Raw genomic sequence first — 19,584 nt, 5'->3', positions numbered from 1 at the left:
AGTCGGCCCCGTTCGGAAGGAGCCGGCCATGACCACCTACTTCGTGACGGGCGCGACGGGCTTTCTGGGTAAACGCCTGGTCGCGCGCCTACTACGGCGACCTGAGACCGTAGCCGTCCATGTTCTCGTGAGGGAGACCTCGCGCGGGAAGCTCCCGAGCCACGAGAAGCTCGTTCCCGTCACCGGCGACCTGACCGAACCCTCGCTGGGCATCGATCCCGCCCGCCTGGGTCCCCTCGACCACGTCGTGCACCTCGGCGCGATCTACGACCTCACCGCGGACGAGGCGGCGAACCGCGCGGCCAATGTCGACGGCACCCGGAACGTCCTGGAGTTCGCCGCCGCCGCGAACGCCGGGCTCTTCCACCACGTCTCTTCCATCGCGGTCGCCGGGCAGTACGCCGGGCGTTTCACCGAAGCCGACTTCGACCTCGGCCAGAGCTTCGCGTCGCCGTACCACGCGACGAAGTTCGAGGCCGAGAAACTCGTGCGACGGCACGGGAAAACGCCGTTCCGCGTGTACCGGCCGTCCGCCGTGGCCGGCGATTCGCGCACCGGCGAGATGGACAAGATCGACGGCCCGTACTACTTCCTCCCCGCGATCTCGCGGCTCGCCGCGCTGCCCCGCCGTCTCCCGCTGGCCGCGCCGGATCTCGGCGCCACGAACATCGTGCCGGTCGACTACGTCGTCGAAGCGATGGAACACCTGATGCACGTCGACGCGCCCAGTGGCAGCACGTACCACCTTGCTTCGCCGCGGCCCCAGCCTCTGCACGAGGTCTACAACGCCTTCGCGCGGGCCGCGGGCGGGCCGAAGATCTCCGCCGTCCTCCCCGCCAGGCCGTCCGGAGCGCTGAAACGCGCCGGAACCCGGCTGGCGAGGTCCGCGGCGGCCGGGTTCGACCGGGTCCCCGGCGGGCGTTCGGCCCGCTCGGCGGTACTGGCGGAACTCGGCGTCCCGCTCGAAGTCCTGCCCCATCTGAGCATGGAGGTCGACTTCGACACGAGCGCGACGACGGCCGCTCTCGAAGGCAGCGGCATCACCTTGCCGCCGCTGAAGGAGTACGCCGGCCCGCTCTACCGGTACTGGCTCGCGCACCTGGACCCCGATCGCGGCCGGCGCCGTCCGGGGCCGGAGCCGCTCGACGGCCGCAAGGTGCTGATCACCGGTGCGTCGTCGGGGATCGGCCGCGCGTCCGCGCTCGCCGTCGCCGCGAAGGGCGGCGAAGTGATCCTCGTGGCCAGGCGCGCCGACGAACTCGAAGAGGTCCGCGAGCAGATCGTCGCGGCGGGCGGGAAGGCGTCGGCGTATCCGTGCGACCTCACCGACGGCGGCGCCGTCGACGCTCTCGTCAAGGACGTCCTCGCCGCGCACGGCGCCGTCGACATGCTGGTCAACAACGCCGGCCGCTCGATCCGGCGCTCGCTTTCGCTGTCCACCGAACGGTTCCACGACTACGAGCGCACGATGGCGATCAACTACTTCGGCCCCGTGCGGCTGACGTTGGGCCTGCTGCCGTCGATGACCGCGCGCGGGTTCGGCCACGTCGTCAACGTCACCACCCAAGGACTCCAGACCGACACGCCGCGGTTTTCCGCTTACCTGGCTTCGAAGGCGGCGCTGGAGGAGTTCGGGCTGACCGCCGGCCGGGAAACGCTTTCCGACGGCGTCACCTTCACCTCGGTCCGGATGCCGCTGGTGCGCACCGACATGATCACGCCGACCGGGTCCTACCGCGGCATGCCGTCGAGCTCGCCCGAACGCGCCGCCGCGCTCGTGGTGAAGGCGCTGGAGAAACGACCGGAGATCCTGAACCTGCCCGAAGGCACCGCGGCCGAATTGGTGACGCTCGTCGCACCCAAGACGGCGCGGTTCTTCGCTCACCTCGTCTACCGCGCAATGCCCGAATCCGCACCGGAATCCCGTGGCCTGCCCCGGAAGGCTCCGCTCGCCTCGGTGGCGGGCGCGGTCACCAGGCTGGTCTGGCGCCGTCGTCCCTGACATCCTCGCCGCCGGGCTCGATCGGGGGACGCCCCCGGCCGCTACCATCGGTTTCCGATACGCCGGGGGGTCGGCGGGCACGGGCCGAGGCAGTGACGAGCGGGAAGGGGCAGTGTGGACGTCGCCAGTCCCCCGGTTTCGACCGGACCGGACGTGGCAGCGACGTCGGCGGTACGTCCGTCCCGGACAGTGCTGCGGCTTTCGCTGCACGCGGCCTGGGTGCTCGCGCTCGCCGTCGTCACCGAACTCCGGGTGGGACGCTTCGGTTTCCACCCTTCGGACCAGGGCTTCATCCTCGCCCAGGCGTGGCGGGTGCTGCACGGCGAGGTCCCGCACTCCGACATCATCTCCGCGCGGCCGCTGGGATCGGCGTACCTGCACGTCTTCGACTTCCTGGTGCCGGGGCCGCTGTTCTTCGTCTCCAGCGTGCTCAGCATGCTGGAGATCATCCTGGCGACCATCGCGTTCGCCGTGCTGGTCACCCGGCGCCGCGTCCGCGACTGGGGGCCGGGTCTCACCGGGCTGACGGCGGCCGCGGCACTGCTGAACCTCAACGCGTTCCCGCTGATGGCGTGGCACACGATCGACGGGATCTTCCTGACCGCGTGCGGCGCCTGGGCGCTGGATTCCGGGCTGCGCAACGGCAAGGCGTGGCCGCGGCGGCTGGGTCTGGTGCTGCTGGGCGCCGCGGTGTTCGTCAAGCAGAGTTTCGCGCCGGTCCCGCTGATCGCGCTGTGCTGGTTGCTGCTGCACCCATCGCTGCGCGAAGGCGCGTTCCGCACCGGCCGCTGGTGGACTCGCCTGGCCTGGGATCTGCTGGCACTGGGCGCTTTCCTGGTCTTCTACATCGGAATCGTCACGCTCGACGGCGGGCTGGGTGCGATGGCCGAACAGTTGACCGGCGGCGTGCCCGCGTACGGCCAGCGACTTCTCGGCCTGTGGCTGGAAGATCCCGCGACCCTGCTGCGGCCACCGGTGCGGGGCTTGACCTTCTTCGCGATCGCCGGGCTGCTGCTGGTGCTGCTCGGGTTCTTCCGTGACCGCATCGGATTCGCCGGTGGGCTCGCCGCGCGGCTGCTGCTCCTGGCGGGCGTGGCGGTGGTGGTCGGCACCGTCGTGGATGGACACTTCACCGGCGCGTCGCGCTGGGCGGACGTCCTCTGGTGGATCCTCGGGGTCGCGCTCCTGGTGAGCTGGACGGCGACGCGGCGGTTCCCGAAGATGGGCGCGCTGGTCTTCGCGACCGGGTTCATGACCAGTCTGTCCTGGGGCAACGACACCCCGACCCTGTTCACCGGAACGCTGGCGCTGACGGCGATCCTGGAACTGTCGGACGCGCTGCCGCCGCTGCCCGAGCCCGCTCGCCCGATCCGGCTGGCGGGCGCCACGGCGATGGGCCTGGTCGCGGTGCTGGCCTCGGGCTGGGCCGTGATCGAGCATCACGACGACGCCGCGTATCTGGACATGGCGCGCGAAAAGCTGACCGGCGACCTCGGCACGGTGACGCCGTCGATGCGCGGGATCCGGACGAATCCGGGGACTTTCACTTACGTCTCCCAGATCCAGGACTGCGTCACCCGATTCCCGGCGGGACGCACGGCCGTCCTGCCCGACAACCCGTTCGCCTATCCCGCTTTCGGCCTGCGCAACCCGTTCCCGCTGGAATGGCCGCTGCCGCTGGAGATCGTCGCCGACGCTCCGCAGCGCATGCTCGCGACCGCCGACGAGCTCAACCGCGACGGCGACTATCTGGTGCTGTTCCAGACGGTGAGCATGCCGACCCTGGCCAAGGGCGGTCCGGTGCCCGCCGAGGTCACCGGCGACACGCCGATCTTCGACTACCTCGGGCTGGAGAACGCGCTGCGGTCGCGCCTGGCCGGGCAGACCGTCACCTGCGGCAGCTTCATCGGCAAGTGGGCGCCCCGCCCCTGACGCGTTTCGTCCTCTGGATGCGGTGGTTCGCGTTGCCAACTACCGCATCCAGAGGACGAAACGCGAGGAGGTCAGTCGACGCCGGCGTCCTCGGGGCGGCCGGAAGCGAGCCCGGCCAGGACGTCCAAGGCGGCGCCGAGCGTCTCGAGGGGCGGTGACGAAACGGCGAGCCGCACCGCGTTCGGGGCGTGCCCGGGGACGATGGCGAACGCGGCCGCCGGGGTGACCGCGATCCCGCGTCGCGCGGCCGCGGCGACGAAGGTCTCGGCGCGCCAATGCTCCGGGAGCTCCCACCAGCAGTGATACGCCCGCGGATCCGCGCGCAGCGTGAACCCGGCCAGCCGCGCGGCCGTCATCCGCTGGCGTTCGGCCGCGTCGAGCCGTTTCGCCCGTTCGACGGTTTCCAGCGTGCCGCCGGTGATCCAGCGGGTGGCTGCCTCGACGGCGAACCGGGGCGCCACCCAGCCGCCCGAGCGCACCGCCGCGGCCAACCGCTCCGTCCATTCCGCCGGGACCGCGAGGAAGCCGGTGGTCAGTCCCGGGGCGAGCCGTTTGGACAGGCTGTCGGTGAACACCGTGCGTTCCGGCGCGTACGCCGCGAACGGGCGGACCTCGGGCCGGAGGAAGGTGTAGATCCCGTCCTCGATCACCGGGATGTCCATCCGGCGCACGGTTTCCGCGAGTCCGGCGCGCCGACCTTCGTCCATTGTGGACCCGAGCGGATTGTGCAGGGTCGGCTGGACGTACAGCGCGCGGACGGGCGCGGCGGCGTGCGCGGCTTCGAGGGCTTCGGGCACGAGACCGGCGTCGTCGGTCTCGATGGGCACCAGCTGCACGCCGAGCCGCCCGGCGAGCGCCTTGACCACGGGGTAGGTGATGGCCTCGACGGCGAGTCGCTCCCCCATCGGCACGAAGGCGGCGATCGCGGCGGCGATGGCTTCGCGGCCGCTTCCGGCGAAGAGGATTTCCGGTGTCCAGCCGTCCTTCGCGAGCAGCCCCGCGACGGCGTCGCGCGCCTGCTTCGAACCGGTGACGCTACCCGGCCGCAACGCCGCTGTCAGGACGTCCTCCCGCAGGAGTGGTTCCAGTGCCTTCCCGACCAGCGCCGATTGCTCCGGGAGGACGGCGAAGTTGAGTTCGAGGTCGACGGTCGCGCCGCCCGGCTCGGCCAGCGCCGTCTCCAGCGGAGGCTTCCCGGCGCGGATGAACGTGCCCCGGCCGACCTCGCCGACCACGACACCTCGCCGGACGAGTTCGCCGTAGACCCTGGCGGCGGTCGAGTTGGCGATCCCGCGGTCGCGGGCGAACCGCCGCTGCGGGGGCAGCCTGTCGCCAGGACGGAGCCTGCCCGCCTCGACGTCGGCGGAGATCTCGTCCGCGACTATCCGGTAGTCCTCCATGCCGCCCCTTCGATCGCACCGATGATGCCATCGACGTGCGATGTGAGCCGACTGCGACCTACGGAACACCACAACGGCGGACTCCTAGGTTAGCCTAACCTGCGTGGAGACCCTCACCGAGCAGCGAACGACGTCACGACTGCACGCGGACGCCCTGACGCTGGCCTACGACGGCCGGACCGTGGCCGAAGACCTCGGGGTGGTCATCCCCGACCGGTCGTTCACCGTCATCGTCGGCCCGAACGCCTGTGGCAAGACGACCCTGCTGCGCGCGCTCGCGCGGATGCTCAAACCCCGTCAGGGCTCGGTGTTCCTCGACGGGCAGACGATCAGTTCCTTCCCCGCCAAGGAAGTCGCCCGCCGGCTCGGCCTGCTGCCGCAGAGCTCGATCGCGCCCGACGGCATCACCGTCGCCGATCTCGTCGCACGCGGGCGGTATCCGCACCAGCGCCTGCTGCGACAGTGGTCCCGCGAAGACGCCACCGTGGTCACGGAGTCCATGCGCGCCACCGGCGTCGACGACCTCGCCGAGCGACTGGTCGACGAACTGTCCGGCGGGCAGCGGCAGCGCGTGTGGATGGCGATGGCCCTCGCGCAGGAGACCGACCTCCTGCTGCTCGACGAGCCGACGACCTACCTGGACATCGCACATCAGATGGACATTTTGGACCTGTGCGCGGAACTGCACCAGCAGCAGGGCCGGACGCTGGTCGCGGTGCTGCACGACCTCAACCACGCCGCGCGCTACGCCACCCACATGATCGCGATGCGGGGTGGAGAGGTGCTGGCGACGGGGACGCCCGAAGAGGTCGTGACCGCCGAGAACGTCGAAAAGATCTTCGAGCTGCCGTGCCGGGTCATGCCGTGCCCCGAAACCGGGACCCCGCTGGTCATCCCGAAGGCCGGACGCCGCGCCGCCTGAGGTTGGGCCGGACGGACACCCCGATGGACGCTCTCGTGTCCGCTTCGCGCCGCTAGGTTGTCCTGGGGAGGTGCCCATGTCTCAGGAAACGTGGACCAAAGTAGACGAATACATCTTCGACGCGCTCGTCCCGTCCGATCCCACTCTCGAAGCGGCCATCGAGGCCTCGGACGAGGCGGGCATGCCCGCCATCGCCGTCGCGCCGAACCAGGGCAAGCTGCTCCATCTGCTGGCCAGGATGATCGGCGCCCGCTCGATCCTGGAGATCGGCACGCTCGGCGGCTACAGCACCATCTGGCTCGCCCGCGCCCTTCCGCCGGAAGGGCGTCTCGTGACGCTCGAGTACTACCCGAAGTTCGCGGACGTCGCGCGGAAGAACCTCGACGCCGCCGGTGTCGGCGACCTCGTCGACATCCGGCTCGGCGAGGCGCTGGACCTGCTGCCCGAAGTGGAAGGCCCGATCGACCTGACGTTCATCGACGCGGACAGGGTCAACAACCCGGCCTACTTCGAGGCGGCGCTGGGGCTGACCAGACCGGGCGGGGTGATCGTGATCGACAACGTGGTCCGCTCCGGCGCGGTGGCCGACACGTCGAACACCTCCGACGAGATCGTGGGACTGCGGCGGATGCACGAACTGATCGCCGCCGAACCGCGGGTCGACGCGACGGCGTTGCAGACCGTCGGCATGAAGGGGCACGACGGACTGACCGTCGTCCTGGTGACCTCCTAGCGAGAGGCGCCCCCCTTTGGGCCCTTGATCACCAAGTCCGTGAAGGCCTCCTTGAGGGACCCTGGGTCCCTCAAGGAGGCCTTCACGGACCGTGCGCGCGAGCGAACAAAAGCAAACCGCGCTAAGGCTTGACAGCCACACCGCTCAGGCTCAGGTGGTTCAGCTGGGTCAGCGGAGCGAGCCGCGGGCCTTCCGGCCACCATTCGTGCAGGTGGACGACGCCGGGTTCGAGGATCTCCAGCCCGTCGAACAGCGACTCGATCTCCGCGCGGCTGCGATGCACCGTGGGGTAACCGATGCCGGCCATCAGGCCGTCGAGTTTCCGCGCGAACTCGCCGAGCGGGCCTTCGCCGTCGGTGTAGTAGTGCGTGAGCAGCAAGTACGACCCCGGGGCGAGTACGTCGAGATAGCCGCGGACGACGGCCTTCGCCTCGTCGAGGTCTTCGATGTGGTGCAGCACCGCGTTGAGGAGCACCGCGACCGGGCGGTCGAGTTCGAGATGCCCGGCGACAGCCGGATCGTTCAGCGTCTGCTCGGGATCGCACGGGTCCGCGCCGCTCACGTGGACGAGATGGTCTTCCAGCAACGCCAGTCCGTGCGCTTGGACCACCGGGTCGTCGTCGACGTAGACGACCAGCGCGTCGGGGTTGTAGCGCTGCGCCGTCTGGTGGGTGTTCTCGACGTAGGGCATGCCGGAGCCCAGATCGAGGAACTGGCCGACCGCTCGGGTGCCGGCGAGGAACCGGACCACCCGGCTCGCCCACGACCGGAACTCCTTGGCCACCGCGGCGCCGTCGGGAGCCACCGTGAGGAAGGCTTCGACGGCCAGCCTGTCGATCTCGTAGTGGTCGTGTCCGCCGAGAAGGGCGTCCTTCATGCGGGCAAGATTGGGCCTGTCGTAGTCGAGGGGTGGTAGCGGGCGCCTCGACACAGCCCGGACCTCGTCCGAAGTCATGGACACGCTCCACCCTTCAGCCGCGTGCGGATCGTGCGAACACGGTCCACGGCTCCCTCGACGTCGACGGACAGTGCACAGGCTACGACACCGCGTGCGGTCAAGTGAACCTCCCCAAGGGCCTTGCCTACCTGCAATTATCCCGGACAGGGTGACGGCGGATCACGCGAAGACGAGTTCGCGCCACGTGCCGCCTCCGTCGACAGTGCGGTAGACGGCAGATCCCCCTTCGGCGTCCGGCAGTCCGTCGACCACCACCCCGACCCGTTCGTCCGGGAAGTCCAGGTCGTTGAGGCAGACCCCGCGGCCGCTGAGCTCGGTCGTCCTCCAGGTCACGCCGCCGTCGACGGTGCTGTGCAGGAAACCGGTGCCACCGCCTTCCGCCGCGATGGTCGCCGCCGTGGGCGAAGCGGCGCTGAAGCTCTGGTTGACACCGAGAATGGGCGCTTGCGCCGTTCCGGTGAATCGCCCGCCGAGTTTCGGCGCCCGCCACAACCGCCGGACGGTCGCGCCCGGATGCGGCGTCCCCGGTCCCCCGCTGCACAACGCCAGCACGCGCCCTCGCCGGATTCCGCTCAGCAGCGCCGAACTGTCCGACGGACAGGGCGGCGGCGCGGCCGCGAAGGTCAGGCCGTCGGACGAGGTCCAGTACTTCTGGACGCGATAGTCCGCCCCCATCGACACCTGCACCCCGCCACTGGTGGCGACGTCGCCGTAAGTCGCGGAGCCGGTGACGGTGAACCCCGGGACGGGCAGGAGGACCCGGGCGCCGGAAAGCCCGGCGTAGAGCGTCGTCGTCGACGGGCTGCCGAAACCGGTGACCATCGCGAGCACGCGCGCTCCGGCTTCGGTGATTTTCGAAATATAGAAGGGCTCCCGGACTCCGGCGAGCCGGACGCCGGACCATGTGACGCCACCGTCGTGACTGGAGAGCAGCCTGGTGCCGTCGGAGAGGAAGACGTCGTGTTCGTCGATCACGGCGAGTTTGACCTGATTGTGGTTGTCCGGCAAGGAGATCGGCGGCGAACCGACGCGCCGCCACCGCTTCCCGCCGTCGTTCGTCGACAGCAGGGACGCGCACCATCCCGGTTCCCCGCACGGCGAATACCCGAGGACGAACCCGCGCGAGGGTCCGGTCCAGCTCGTCGACGCGGGGGCGAAACCCTTGGGTACCAGCGAGTCGGCGGCGGCGGGCGGGGTGCAGACGGCGAGGGCGGTCAGTGCGGTGGCGGCGAGCGCGGCCCACCGGTTCGGCTTCATGACAACGGGACGTGCGGCCCTCGCGGGGGTTGCCCGCCGTTCGGGGTGAACCCCCAGATCATCTCCGGTACGCTCTCAAACCTTGTTTCGCCCGGGGCCGGACCGGGTACTCGGCGTTCGGCCGGTGAGACGGAGGTAGCACCGATGGACGACGCGGGTTCGCGTGGTGACGAAGACGAGGAGTCCGATGCCGGGACCACACAGCGTCGCTTCAGCCTGAACGTCCACGATCCGGACCATCTGCCCCGCAAACTCGCCGGCCGCTACGAGGTCGGGGACCTGCTCGGCCGCGGCGCGACCGCGCGGGTCTTCCGCGCCCGTGACCTGCTCGAAGAGCGCGAGGTCGCGCTGAAGCTGTTCCACGCCGACACGATGACCCGGGACGAGCGCCGACGGCAGCAGGAGATCCAGACCCTCCGCGCGGTCCGCCACCCGGGACTCGTCCCGCTGTACGACGCGGGCTCCGACGACGGCTACACCTACCTCACGATGCGGCTGATCGAAGGCCCGAACCTGGCCCAGCGCCTGCGGTCCGGCCCGCTCTCCCAAGACGCGGTCGTCGAGCTGACCGCCCGGCTGACGGACGCGCTCGCGCACGTCCACGCGCACGGCATCACGCACCGTGACCTGAAACCGGCGAACATCCTGATGGCCGACGACGGCCCGCTGATCGGCGATTTCGGGGTGGCGCACGCCTTCGACGCGACCAGGGTGACCGAGACCGGCGGTGTCGTCGGCACGGCGGCGTACATGGCGCCCGAACAGGTCCGCGGCGAGAACGTCGGCCCGCCCGCCGACATCTACGCGCTCGGCCTGGTGCTGCTCGAATGCCTGTCCGGGGAACGTGAATACACCGGGACGCCGGTCGAGGCCGCGGTCGGGCGGCTGCACCGGCCGCCCCGCGTCCCTTCCGGGTTGTCGGTGACCATGACGACGCTGTTGCGCGGGATGACCGCGCAGAAGCCGTCGCAGCGCCCGACCGCGGCGGCGATCTCCCGGATCCTGCTGGAGGACTCCACCGGGACGAAGGTCGTGCGCCTCGCGCCGAGCACCCGCAAGCGGGCGGCCGTGGTCGCCGCCATCAGCGCGCCCGCCGCCGCGATCACCGTCGGTGTGCTGCTGGCGTTCAACCAGACCGGCGCGGCCCCGCCGGTCCAGCCTGGCGGGATGCTTCCCCCCGCGGCGACAGGCACCTCGGGCCCGGCGGCGGACCAGGGATCGGCGTCCTCGGAAGCCGTCGAAGTGCCCACCCGGGGCGGGAAAGCGACCCATGGCACGGTCGTGGTGACCGAAGCCGTGCCGGTCTCCGCGAATCCGCCCCGCACCACCGAAAGCGTCGGCGTCACCTCGACGCCGCAGGAGACCGCGTCGAGCGGCGGCCCGAGCACCCCACCCAAGCCGAGCGGCTCGAAGACCAGGAGCAAGACGAAGACCAAGCCCCAGCCCCCTGGCTGAGCGACAGTCAAGGTGTCCACTGTGGACGATGATGGGAGACGGCGATGACCTATCTCAACGACCCGCGTGAGCCGCAGGAAGAGATCGTCGAGCGGACACCTACCAGGATCCGCGTCGTGCGTGTCGTCAACGCCCTCGTCCACGCGGTGTGCTGGATCTTCGCGTTGGTGCTGATCGTGCACATCCTGCTCGTGTTCGGCGAAGCCAATCCCGGCAACGGATTCGCGCAGCTGATCGACCAGTGGTCGCGCGGGGTCTCGCTCGGGCTGCGCAATCTGTTCACCCCGGACGGCCCCAAGCTGCGAACCTTGTTCAACGACGGCCTGGCCGCGCTGCTGTGGCTGATCATCGGCGGCGTGGTGACCGACCTCGTCTCGCGGATCGGCCTGCCCGGCCCGAAACGGGTCTGGTACCGGCGGCCGCTCAGCTGAGCGGACCCGGGTTTCCCTCCGTGCCGTCACCGGCCTGGGCCTGTTCGGCCCGGGCGTCGGTGACGTCCGGAGTGACCTTGGCGTCCGCGGGCTGCTTCCGATCCTGTTCCGGCTCGTGTTCGTTGTCGAAATGCTCGCGGCACCACCGGCCGTAGCGTCTGGCATGCACGGTCATCGCGGCACCTCCTCCTCAGTCACCACGATCCCCCATCACTGTGACGCGCGCCACTCGTTTATCCGGCGAATTCGGACACGATCGCGGCGCAGAACGCGGGCAGGTCGTCGGGGTTCCGGCTGGAGATCAAGCCGTTGTCCTTGACGACCTCCTGGTCGACGACGGTACCGCCGGCGTTGCGGATGTCGGTGCGCACACTGGGATACGACGTGAGCGTGCGGCCGCGGACGACGTCGGCCTCGACCAGCGTCCACGGTCCGTGACAGATGACCCCGACCGGTTTGCCGCTGTTCACGAAATCGCGGACGAAGCGGACCGCGTTCTCGTCCGCGCGCAGATTGTCCGGATTCATCGTGCCGCCGGGCAATACGAGCGCGTCGAAGTCGTCGACCGTCACGTCCTTGACGACACGGTCCACGGTGAACTTGTCCGCCTTGTCGATGTCGCCGTTCATGGCCTGGATCTCGCCGGATTCCAGCGAAACGATCTCGGCCGTGGCCCCGGCATCGGTGACCGCTTTGCGCGGTTCGACCAGTTCGACCTGCTCCACACCGTCCGCGGCCAGGATGGCCACGCGGCGTCCGTTCAGCGAATTCGCCATGGTTTTTCCCTCCTAAAGGCTTCTTCGCTCCCGGACTACCCCTTGCCGGACCGGCCGAACCATAGGTATGAACCGCGATCACCGCGGGTATTCGCCGCGTATGCGACTTCGGCGAGCGGACCTCGGGTCCCCCGGCATCCGGAGGCGGCGCAGAGGTCGTGGCTTCGGCTATCTGACCCCTGAGGGCGAGCCGCTGAAGGACCGGGACACGATCGAGCGAATCACCGCGCTGGCCATCCCGCCCGCGTGGCGGCGCGTGTGGATCTCCCCCCACGAAAACGCCCACATCCAGGCTGTCGGGGTGGACGACGCCGGCCGGAAGCAGTACCTCTACCACGGGGAATGGCGGCGGGCCCGGGACGAGGAGAAACACGAGCGCGTCCTCGCGCTGGCGCGAAAGCTGCCCAAACTGCGCGAAGCCGTCCAGGAGGATCTCGGCGCGCGCGGCCTGAAGCGGGAGCGTGTGCTCGCGGGTGCTTTGCGCATGATCGATCTGGGCGTCTTCCGCACCGGCGGGGAGAGTTACGCCGACGAGCACGGCACCCACGGCGTCGCGACGCTGCTGTGCGAGCACGTCGAACTCCGGGACGACTGCCTGGTGTGCGACTACCCCGCGAAACACGGGATCCAGCGCAAGGTCCGGCTGCCGGACGAGGCACTGGTGCGGCTGGTCCGATCGCTGCGGCGGGCGCGGAGTGGCGAAGCCCGGCTGCTCGCCTACCGCGACCGCGGCGGCTGGCACGAGGTCAAGGCCGACGACATCAACGAACGACTCAGGGAAATCGTGGGCGAGGGCTTCACCGCGAAGGATCTCCGCACCTGGAACGCCACGGTGCTCGCCGCTTCCGCGTTCGCGGGGCTGGAGAAACCGTCCAGCGAACGCGGAAGGAAACGGACCGAGAAGGCGGTGATGACCGAAGTCGCCGAGGGGCTGGGCAACACGCCCGCCGTCGCGAGACGGTCCTATGTGGACCCTCGCGTGATCACGGCGTACCACGAAGACCGGACCATCGCCCGGGCGACGCGGAGAGCGGGGAAGGCGGCCGATCCGAACGAGGCCCGCGACATCGTGGAGCGGGCGGTGCTGCGGCTACTGAACGGGTCGTGAAGCCTCGATCGCGAGGACGGCGATGTCGTCGTGCGTCCCGCTGCCGAGCCACTCCCGCACCGCGGAGCGGACGCGGCCGACCACCTCGCGGCCGGACATCCCCCGGCAGCCGGTCAGCAGTTCGCGCAGCCGCTCGTCCCCGAACAGGTCCGACGGGCGCTCGTGGTGCCGCGCTTCGGTGATCCCGTCGGTGTACAGCAGGCAGATGTCACCCTCGGCCAGCTGGATGGCCGTCTCGGCGAACCGCGCCTGCGGCGAGATCCCGACCAGTGTGCCGGGCAGGGTGATCTCGTCGACCCCGCCGCGGCGGCGCACCACCAGCGGCGCGGGATGCCCGCCGGAAGCCAGGGTGACGCCGAGCCCGTCTTCGCCGGCCAGCACCGAACCGAGCACCAGCGTGGCGAACCGGCCGCTGCCGCCGGTGATCAGCAGGGAGTTGAGCAGGCTCAGCAAGGTCGTGTTGTCGTGCTCGACGAGATCGAGCGCGGCGAGGGTCTGCCGGACCCGGCCGGTGAGCGCGGCCGCCTCGGCGCCCTTGCCGCAGACGTCGCCGAGGACGAACATCGCGCCGCCGTCCTCCCGCGGCAGGACGTCGTAGAAGTCGCCGCCGACGTCGAGCAGCCCGCTCGACGGCTCGTACCAGACGTCGAACTTGACGCCGGAGACCTCCGGCGGCGGCGTCGGGCGCAGCGTGGTCTCCAGACCGCGGGTGGCCTCTTCCTGGCGGGCGTAGCGGTGCGCGTTCGCCAGCGCTGTCCCGGCCGCGCGCGCGAACTCGGTCACCGCGCGCGGGTGGTCTTCGCCGAACGCGGGCGCGCCGCGCCTGCCGAGCACGACCGCGCCGGTGACCCCGGCACCGCCGTCGGACCCGAGCGAGACCACGGTGACCGACGGATGGACGGCGAGCCGCTCCGCGACGACGGCGGGCAGCGCCGCGACCTCTTCCTCGGGGACCGCCTTGGCCTCGGGTTCCCCGGTGGAGGCGAAGGTGCCGGCGAGCACCGGCGCCAGCTGGGCCGGGACGCGGCGGATCCGGCCGTGCCCGTGGTGGGTGCGGTGATCACAGCTCCACCACTCCCACCGGCCGCGGGTGGTGGGCAGGAGGACGAAGACGCAGTCGGCGAGTTCGGCCGCGGCGAGCTCGGCGATCACCTTCGCCGTGCCGTGCCGCCCGCGGGCCGAAGCGAGCCGGGGACCGGAGGAGGCGAGGAAGCCGTCCACGCGCGGGCCGTCGGCCGCGACCTCGGAGGTCACCGTCCACGCGTGCCAGCCGCCGGGCAGCGTCCGGATCCGCGCGGGGAACCGGCGGCCGGTGTGCTCGACATAGCCGACGTCGGGGCCTTCGGCGGTCAGCACCGGACGGCCGCCGCCGAACAGTTCACGGGCGGCGGGATTCGACCAGCGCAGCGCCCCGCCGACGTCCTGCACGAGCACGGCGTCGCGGACGTCTTCGAGCAGCTCGCGCCAGAACCGGCCGGATTCGGGCAGCGCGCTCTCACTGGTCGTGGGCGACGGCTCCGAGGGGAGCGACGTCGAGGCCGGGGCCGGCCGTGACACCATTCCCGGACCTCCTCCTGCCTGGCGGGTAGCGCAGCGTGAGCGGGCGGACTGGCTCGAAGTGTAGGTCGAATCATGGCACGCTGATGCGACGACCATGGCTTGGCATGCGTGGTGGAGAGGGTCGACACAGATGACACAGCACTCCCAAAGGCATCGAACCCCCGTGGAAGGTGGTGGCGGCCAGGTGGACGAAGCGACCCTGGAACGCCTGCTCTCGGCGGCTCGTGACCTCGGGGACGGCAACTTCCGGCGCCGGTTCGTGGCGCACGGCGACGGGCTCGCGGCCCAGCTCGCGGGCGCCTTCAACGACATCGCCGAACGCAACCAGCGGCTGGTGACCGAGCTCCTGCGCGTCCGCGAAGCGGTCGGCAAGGAAGGCAGGCTCACCGAGCGCGTCGCGGCCGAGATCGGTCCCGGCGGCTGGGCCACCGCGGTCGACGTCGTCAACGGGCTGATCGAGGACGTGAGCAGACCCACAGCCGAGCTCAACCGGGTCCTCGGCGCGGTCGCCGAGGGCGACCTGTCCGAGCCGATGCCCCTGGAGGTCGGCGGACGGCCGCTGCAAGGTCAGTTCGCCGAGGTCGCGAAGACGGTCAACGGCCTGATCAAGCAGCTGTCGCGCTTCGCGACCGAGGTCACCAGAGTGGCCCGTGAGATCGCCACCGAAGGACGGCTCGGCGGCCAGGCCGAGGTCCCGGGCGTGGCGGGCACCTGGCGTGATCTCACCGACAACGTCAACGTGATGGCCAGCAACCTCACCGACCAGGTGCGGAACATCGCCCAGGTGACCACCGCGGTGGCGCGGGGCGATCTGACCCAGAAGATCAACGTCGACGCGCGCGGCGAGTTCCTGGAGCTCAAGAACACCGTCAACATCATGGTCGACCAGCTCTCGGCGTTCGCCGACGAAGTCACCCGGGTCTCGCGGGAGGTCGGCAGCGAAGGGCGTCTGGGCGGGCAGGCGCAGGTCCCCGGCGCGGCGGGCACCTGGCGGGACCTCACCGACTCGGTGAACCTGATGGCGGACAACCTGACCGACCAGGTGCGGAACATCGCCCAGGTGGCGACGGCGGTCGCGAAGGGCGACCTCTCGCAGAAGATCAACGTCGACGCCAAGGGCGAGATCCTCGAACTGAAGAACACCCTGAACACCATGGTGGATCAGCTGTCGTCCTTCGCGGATGAAGTCACCCGGGTGGCGCGCGAGGTCGGCAACGAAGGCCGTCTCGGCGGCCAGGCGACCGTGCCCGGTGTCGCGGGAACGTGGCGTGGACTCACCGACTCGGTGAACCAGATGGCGGACAACCTGACCGACCAGGTCCGCAACATCGCCCAGGTCACCACCGCGGTGGCCAAGGGCGACCTGACGCAGAAGATCACGGTCGACGCGCGCGGCGAGATCCTCGAACTGAAGACGACCGTCAACACGATGGTCGACCAGCTTTCCGCCTTCGCCGACGAGGTCACGCGAGTGGCGCGCGAGGTCGGCACGGAAGGTCAGCTCGGCGGGCAGGCGCAGGTGCCGGGCGTCGCCGGGACCTGGCGCGACCTCACCGGGTCGGTCAACTTCATGGCGAACAACCTCACCGCCCAGGTGCGGAACATCGCCCAGGTGGCGACGGCGGTCGCGAAGGGCGACCTGTCGCAGAAGATCGCCGTCGACGCCAAGGGCGAGATCCTCGAACTGAAGAACACGCTGAACACCATGGTGGATCAGCTGTCGGCGTTCGCGGACGAGGTCACCCGGGTCGCCCGCGAGGTCGGCAGCGACGGGCGGCTCGGCGGGCAGGCGACCGTGCCCGGCGTGGCCGGGACGTGGAAGGACCTCACCGACAACGTCAACTTCATGGCGAACAACCTGACCGACCAGGTCCGCAACATCGCCCAGGTCACCACCGCCGTCGCGAAGGGCGATCTGACGCAGAAGATCATCGTCGACGCGCGCGGCGAGATCCTGGAGCTCAAGAACACCGTCAACATCATGGTCGACCAGCTCTCGGCGTTCGCCGACGAAGTCACCCGGGTGTCCCGCGAGGTCGGGACCGAAGGCAAGCTCGGCGGCCAGGCGCAGGTGCGCGGCGTCGCCGGGACCTGGAAGGACCTGACCGACAACGTCAACGTCATGGCCACCAACCTCACCGACCAGGTGCGGAGCATCGCCACGGTGACCACGGCGGTGGCGAACGGCGACCTGTCGAAGAAGATCGCGATCGACGCCCAGGGCGAGGTCGCCGTCCTCGCCGAGACGATCAACAGCATGGTCGAGACGCTGCGCGCGTTCGCCGACGAGGTCACCCGGGTCGCGCGCGAGGTCGGTACCGAGGGCATCCTCGGCGGCCAGGCCCGCGTGCCGAACGTGGCGGGCACCTGGAAGGCGTTGACGGACAACGTGAACGTCATGGCCGACAACCTGACCGGCCAGGTCCGCAGCATCGCGACGGTGACCACCGCGGTGGCGCAAGGCGATCTGTCGAAGAAGATCGACATCGACGCGCGCGGCGAGATCCTCGAACTCAAGACGACTATCAACACGATGGTCGACCAGCTTTCGGCCTTCGCCTCCGAAGTCACCCGTGTCGCCCGCGAGGTCGGCACGGACGGCACCCTCGGCGGTCAGGCGGAGGTGCCCGGTGTCGCCGGCACGTGGTCGCGGCTGACCGAGAGCGTGAACCAGCTGGCCGGGAACCTGACCACCCAGGTGCGGGCGATCGCGCAGGTGGCCACCGCGGTGACCGCGGGCGACCTGACCCGGCACATCACCGTCGACGCGTCCGGGGAGGTGGCCGAGCTCAAGGACAACATCAACCAGATGATCGCGAACCTGAAGGAGACCACCCGCGCGAACCGCGAGCAGGACTGGCTCAAGACCAACCTCGCCCGGCTGTCCGCGCTCATGCAGGGTCACCGCGATCTCGCGTCGGTGGCGTCGCTGATCTTGTCGGAACTGACCCCGCTGGTGTCCGCGCAGCAGGGCGCGTTCTTCCTCGCCCGCGAGGACGAGCAGGAGGAAACGGTCCTGGAGAGCATCGCCACCTACGGGCTGGCGAAATCCCAAGCGGGCCTTCGGTTCTCCCCCGGCGAGTCGCTCATCGGGCAGGCCGCTGTCGACCGGCGCACGATACTGGTCCACGAGGCCCCGCCGGAGTACGCGCTCATCTCGTCGGGGCTGGGTTCGGCCGCCCCGGTGAACGTGATCGTGCTGCCGGTGCTGTTCCAAGGCGAGGTGCTCGGGGTGCTGGAACTGGCGACCATCAACGCCTTCAGCACCGTCCACATCGACCTGCTGGAGCAGCTGAAGGAGACCATCGCGGTCAACGTCAGCACCATCCAGTCGAACTCGCGCACCGAGGCGCTGCTGACCGAATCCCAGCGCCTGGCGCAGGAACTGCGCGCGCGGTCCGAACAGTTGCAGGCGCAGCAACGGGAACTACGCCGGTCCAACACGGATCTGGCGGAGAAGGCGGCACTGCTGGCACAGCAGAACCGCGACATCGAGGTCAAGAACAGCGAGATCGAGCAGGCGCGGCAGGAACTCGAAGAGCGCGCCGGGCAGCTGACCATGGCGTCGCAGTACAAGTCCGAGTTCATGGCGAACATGTCGCACGAGCTGCGGACGCCGCTCAACAGCGCGCTGATCCTCGCGAAACTGCTCTCGGAGAACCCGGACGGGAACCTGTCGGAGAAGCAGATCCAGTTCGCGCGGACGATCTACTCGGCGGGCAGCGACCTGCAGCAGCTGATCAACGACATCCTCGACATGGCCAAGGTCGAGGCGGGCCACCTGGACCTGCAGATGTCCGACGTCACGCTGCCGGAGCTGGTCGAGTACGTCGAATCGATCTGCCGTCCGCTGACTTCGGACAAGGGCCTGGAGTTCGCCGTCCTGATCGACCCGCCGGTGCCGTCGTCGATCCACACCGACGAACACCGCGTGCAGCAGGTGCTGCGGAACCTGCTGTCCAACGCGGCGAAGTTCACCGACGAGGGCGGCGTGCGCCTGCACATTCGGATGGCCGACCCCGGCGAGGTCGAAGCCGACTCGCTCCGCCAGGCCCCCGGTGTCCTCGCGTTCGCCGTCGAGGACACCGGCATCGGCATCGCGCCGGACAAACTGGCGATCATCTTCGACGCGTTCCGCCAGGCCGACGGCACCACCAGCCGCAAGTACGGCGGCACCGGGCTGGGCCTGTCGATCAGCCAGCAGCTGACGGAACTGCTCGGCGGCGAACTGCGGGTGCGCAGCGAACCCGGCAAGGGCAGCACGTTCACCCTCTACCTGCCGGTGAGCGCGTCGAACCTGATCGTCCCGGCCACCAAGGCGAGTGGTGTCCCGCTGATCATGGCCGTCCCGCAGGTGATCCCGGTGTCCCCGTCGCTGCGGTTCCACGGCGAGAAGATCCTGATCGTCGACGACGACCTGCGCAACGTCTTCGCGCTGGCCGCCGTGCTGGAACGCAACGGCCTGGAGGTCATCTACGCCGAGACCGGCGTCGCGGGCATCCGGGCGCTGGAACGGCACGAGGACACCGCGCTCGTCCTGATGGACGTGATGATGCCCGAACTGGACGGCAACGCCACGATCACCGCGATCCGTGCCGAAGCCGCGCACGAGGACCTGCCCGTGATCGCCGTCACGGCGAAGGCGACCGCGGAGGACAAGGCGCGGACGCTGGCTTCGGGAGCGGACGACTACGTGACGAAGCCGGTGGACACGGACAAGCTGCTGGACCTGATCGCGGTCCATCTGGAGGCCGATGCCGCCTCCAGCGGCCTCTCGCAGGCCGTGACGCCCTCGGACCCCGTCGCGGACTGAGCTTTGTCCGCGTGAAAGTACATGAAGGCCCCCTTCCTTGCGCCTGGCGCAGTGAAGGGGGCCTTCATGTACTCGGCAGGCGTGAAGGCCGAGTTCCTCGGCTCAGCCGAGGGAAGGGGCCTTCACGCGCGGCCGCTGTGACTGCTGGCGCCTGTGGAGCGAACGTGACGATCGCCGAGTCCGTGAAGGCCTCCTTCCCTACCTTGAGGGTAGGGAAGGAGGCCTTCACGGACTCGG

At 69.9% G+C, this 19,584-nt stretch carries 14 protein-coding genes; 8 read left to right on the top strand and 6 right to left on the bottom strand.

The features are described from left to right. Positions 1 to 28: 28 nt before the first annotated feature. Positions 29 to 2,002 carry an SDR family oxidoreductase gene (locus CFP71_RS34700; RefSeq protein WP_093938172.1) on the top strand — a complete coding sequence of 658 codons (1,974 nt, stop codon included), beginning with the start codon at positions 29 to 31 and terminating at the stop codon, positions 2,000 to 2,002. Between the two features lie 114 nt (positions 2,003 to 2,116). Beyond that, a complete protein-coding gene (locus CFP71_RS34695) occupies positions 2,117 to 3,934 on the top strand; it encodes a hypothetical protein (protein ID WP_093938171.1) in 1,818 nt (605 codons plus the stop codon). Positions 3,935 to 4,005: 71 nt separating this feature from the next. On the opposite strand, the gene CFP71_RS34690 is transcribed toward CFP71_RS34695, so the two are convergent. Then, entirely contained in the window at positions 4,006 to 5,334 is a 1,329-nt protein-coding gene (locus tag CFP71_RS34690) for an aminotransferase-like domain-containing protein (protein WP_093938170.1), read from the bottom strand. A 103-nt stretch (positions 5,335 to 5,437) separates the two neighbouring features. Between CFP71_RS34690 and CFP71_RS34685 the strand changes: the two genes are divergently transcribed. Beyond that, the gene (locus CFP71_RS34685) at positions 5,438 to 6,256 is read left to right on the top strand and encodes an ABC transporter ATP-binding protein (RefSeq protein WP_093938169.1); all 819 of its coding nucleotides are present in this window, start codon (positions 5,438 to 5,440) and stop codon (positions 6,254 to 6,256) included. A gap of 76 nt (positions 6,257 to 6,332) precedes the next feature. Further along, positions 6,333 to 6,989, top strand: coding sequence for an O-methyltransferase (locus tag CFP71_RS34680; RefSeq protein ID WP_093938168.1), 657 nt, complete (start codon positions 6,333 to 6,335; stop codon positions 6,987 to 6,989). A gap of 121 nt (positions 6,990 to 7,110) precedes the next feature. Here the strand turns inward: CFP71_RS34680 and CFP71_RS34675 are convergent, their stop codons facing one another. Next, positions 7,111 to 7,944 (bottom strand): SAM-dependent methyltransferase, encoded by an 834-nt coding sequence (locus CFP71_RS34675; protein WP_093938167.1) that lies wholly within the window; start codon positions 7,942 to 7,944, stop codon positions 7,111 to 7,113. 162 nt (positions 7,945 to 8,106) lie between these two features. Next, positions 8,107 to 9,204 carry a sialidase family protein gene (locus CFP71_RS34670; RefSeq protein WP_093938166.1) on the bottom strand — a complete coding sequence of 366 codons (1,098 nt, stop codon included), beginning with the start codon at positions 9,202 to 9,204 and terminating at the stop codon, positions 8,107 to 8,109. A gap of 144 nt (positions 9,205 to 9,348) precedes the next feature. Between CFP71_RS34670 and CFP71_RS34665 the strand changes: the two genes are divergently transcribed. Continuing rightward, positions 9,349 to 10,659, top strand: coding sequence for a serine/threonine-protein kinase (locus tag CFP71_RS34665; protein ID WP_093938165.1), 1,311 nt, complete (start codon positions 9,349 to 9,351; stop codon positions 10,657 to 10,659). Positions 10,660 to 10,703: 44 nt separating this feature from the next. Continuing rightward, positions 10,704 to 11,090, top strand: a complete 387-nt coding sequence (locus CFP71_RS34660) for a hypothetical protein (RefSeq protein WP_093938164.1) — start codon at positions 10,704 to 10,706, stop codon at positions 11,088 to 11,090. Here CFP71_RS34660 and CFP71_RS34655 read toward each other — a convergent pair. Both CFP71_RS34655 and CFP71_RS34650 read right to left on the bottom strand, forming a co-directional pair. After that, on the bottom strand, positions 11,083 to 11,265 hold the full coding sequence (locus tag CFP71_RS34655) for a hypothetical protein (protein ID WP_093938163.1): 183 nt from the start codon (positions 11,263 to 11,265) through the stop codon (positions 11,083 to 11,085). The genes CFP71_RS34660 and CFP71_RS34655 overlap by 8 nt on opposite strands. A 58-nt stretch (positions 11,266 to 11,323) precedes the next feature. After that, positions 11,324 to 11,866 (bottom strand): type 1 glutamine amidotransferase domain-containing protein, encoded by a 543-nt coding sequence (locus CFP71_RS34650; RefSeq protein WP_093938162.1) that lies wholly within the window; start codon positions 11,864 to 11,866, stop codon positions 11,324 to 11,326. 100 nt (positions 11,867 to 11,966) lie between these two features. On the opposite strand from CFP71_RS34650, the gene CFP71_RS34645 reads away from it, so the two are divergent. Continuing rightward, entirely contained in the window at positions 11,967 to 12,974 is a 1,008-nt protein-coding gene (locus CFP71_RS34645; protein WP_167406377.1) for a DNA topoisomerase IB, read from the top strand. On the opposite strand, the gene CFP71_RS34640 is transcribed toward CFP71_RS34645, so the two are convergent. Further along, positions 12,957 to 14,534: a SpoIIE family protein phosphatase gene (locus CFP71_RS34640; RefSeq protein WP_093938160.1), complete on the bottom strand. Its 1,578-nt coding sequence runs from the start codon at positions 14,532 to 14,534 to the stop codon at positions 12,957 to 12,959. The two genes, CFP71_RS34645 and CFP71_RS34640, sit on opposite strands and share 18 nt — an antisense overlap. Before the next feature lie 184 nt (positions 14,535 to 14,718). Here CFP71_RS34640 and CFP71_RS34635 point away from each other — a divergent pair, with 184 nt between their 5' ends. Continuing rightward, on the top strand, positions 14,719 to 19,347 hold the full coding sequence (locus tag CFP71_RS34635) for a HAMP domain-containing protein (protein WP_093938159.1): 4,629 nt from the start codon (positions 14,719 to 14,721) through the stop codon (positions 19,345 to 19,347). Positions 19,348 to 19,584 lie beyond the last annotated feature (237 nt).

The sequence above is a fragment of the Amycolatopsis thailandensis genome (genome assembly GCF_002234405.1).
Lineage (GTDB): Bacteria > Actinomycetota > Actinomycetes > Mycobacteriales > Pseudonocardiaceae > Amycolatopsis > Amycolatopsis thailandensis.
Note: the sequence above shows the minus strand (reverse complement) of the source record. Positions and strands in the feature narration are given on the sequence as shown.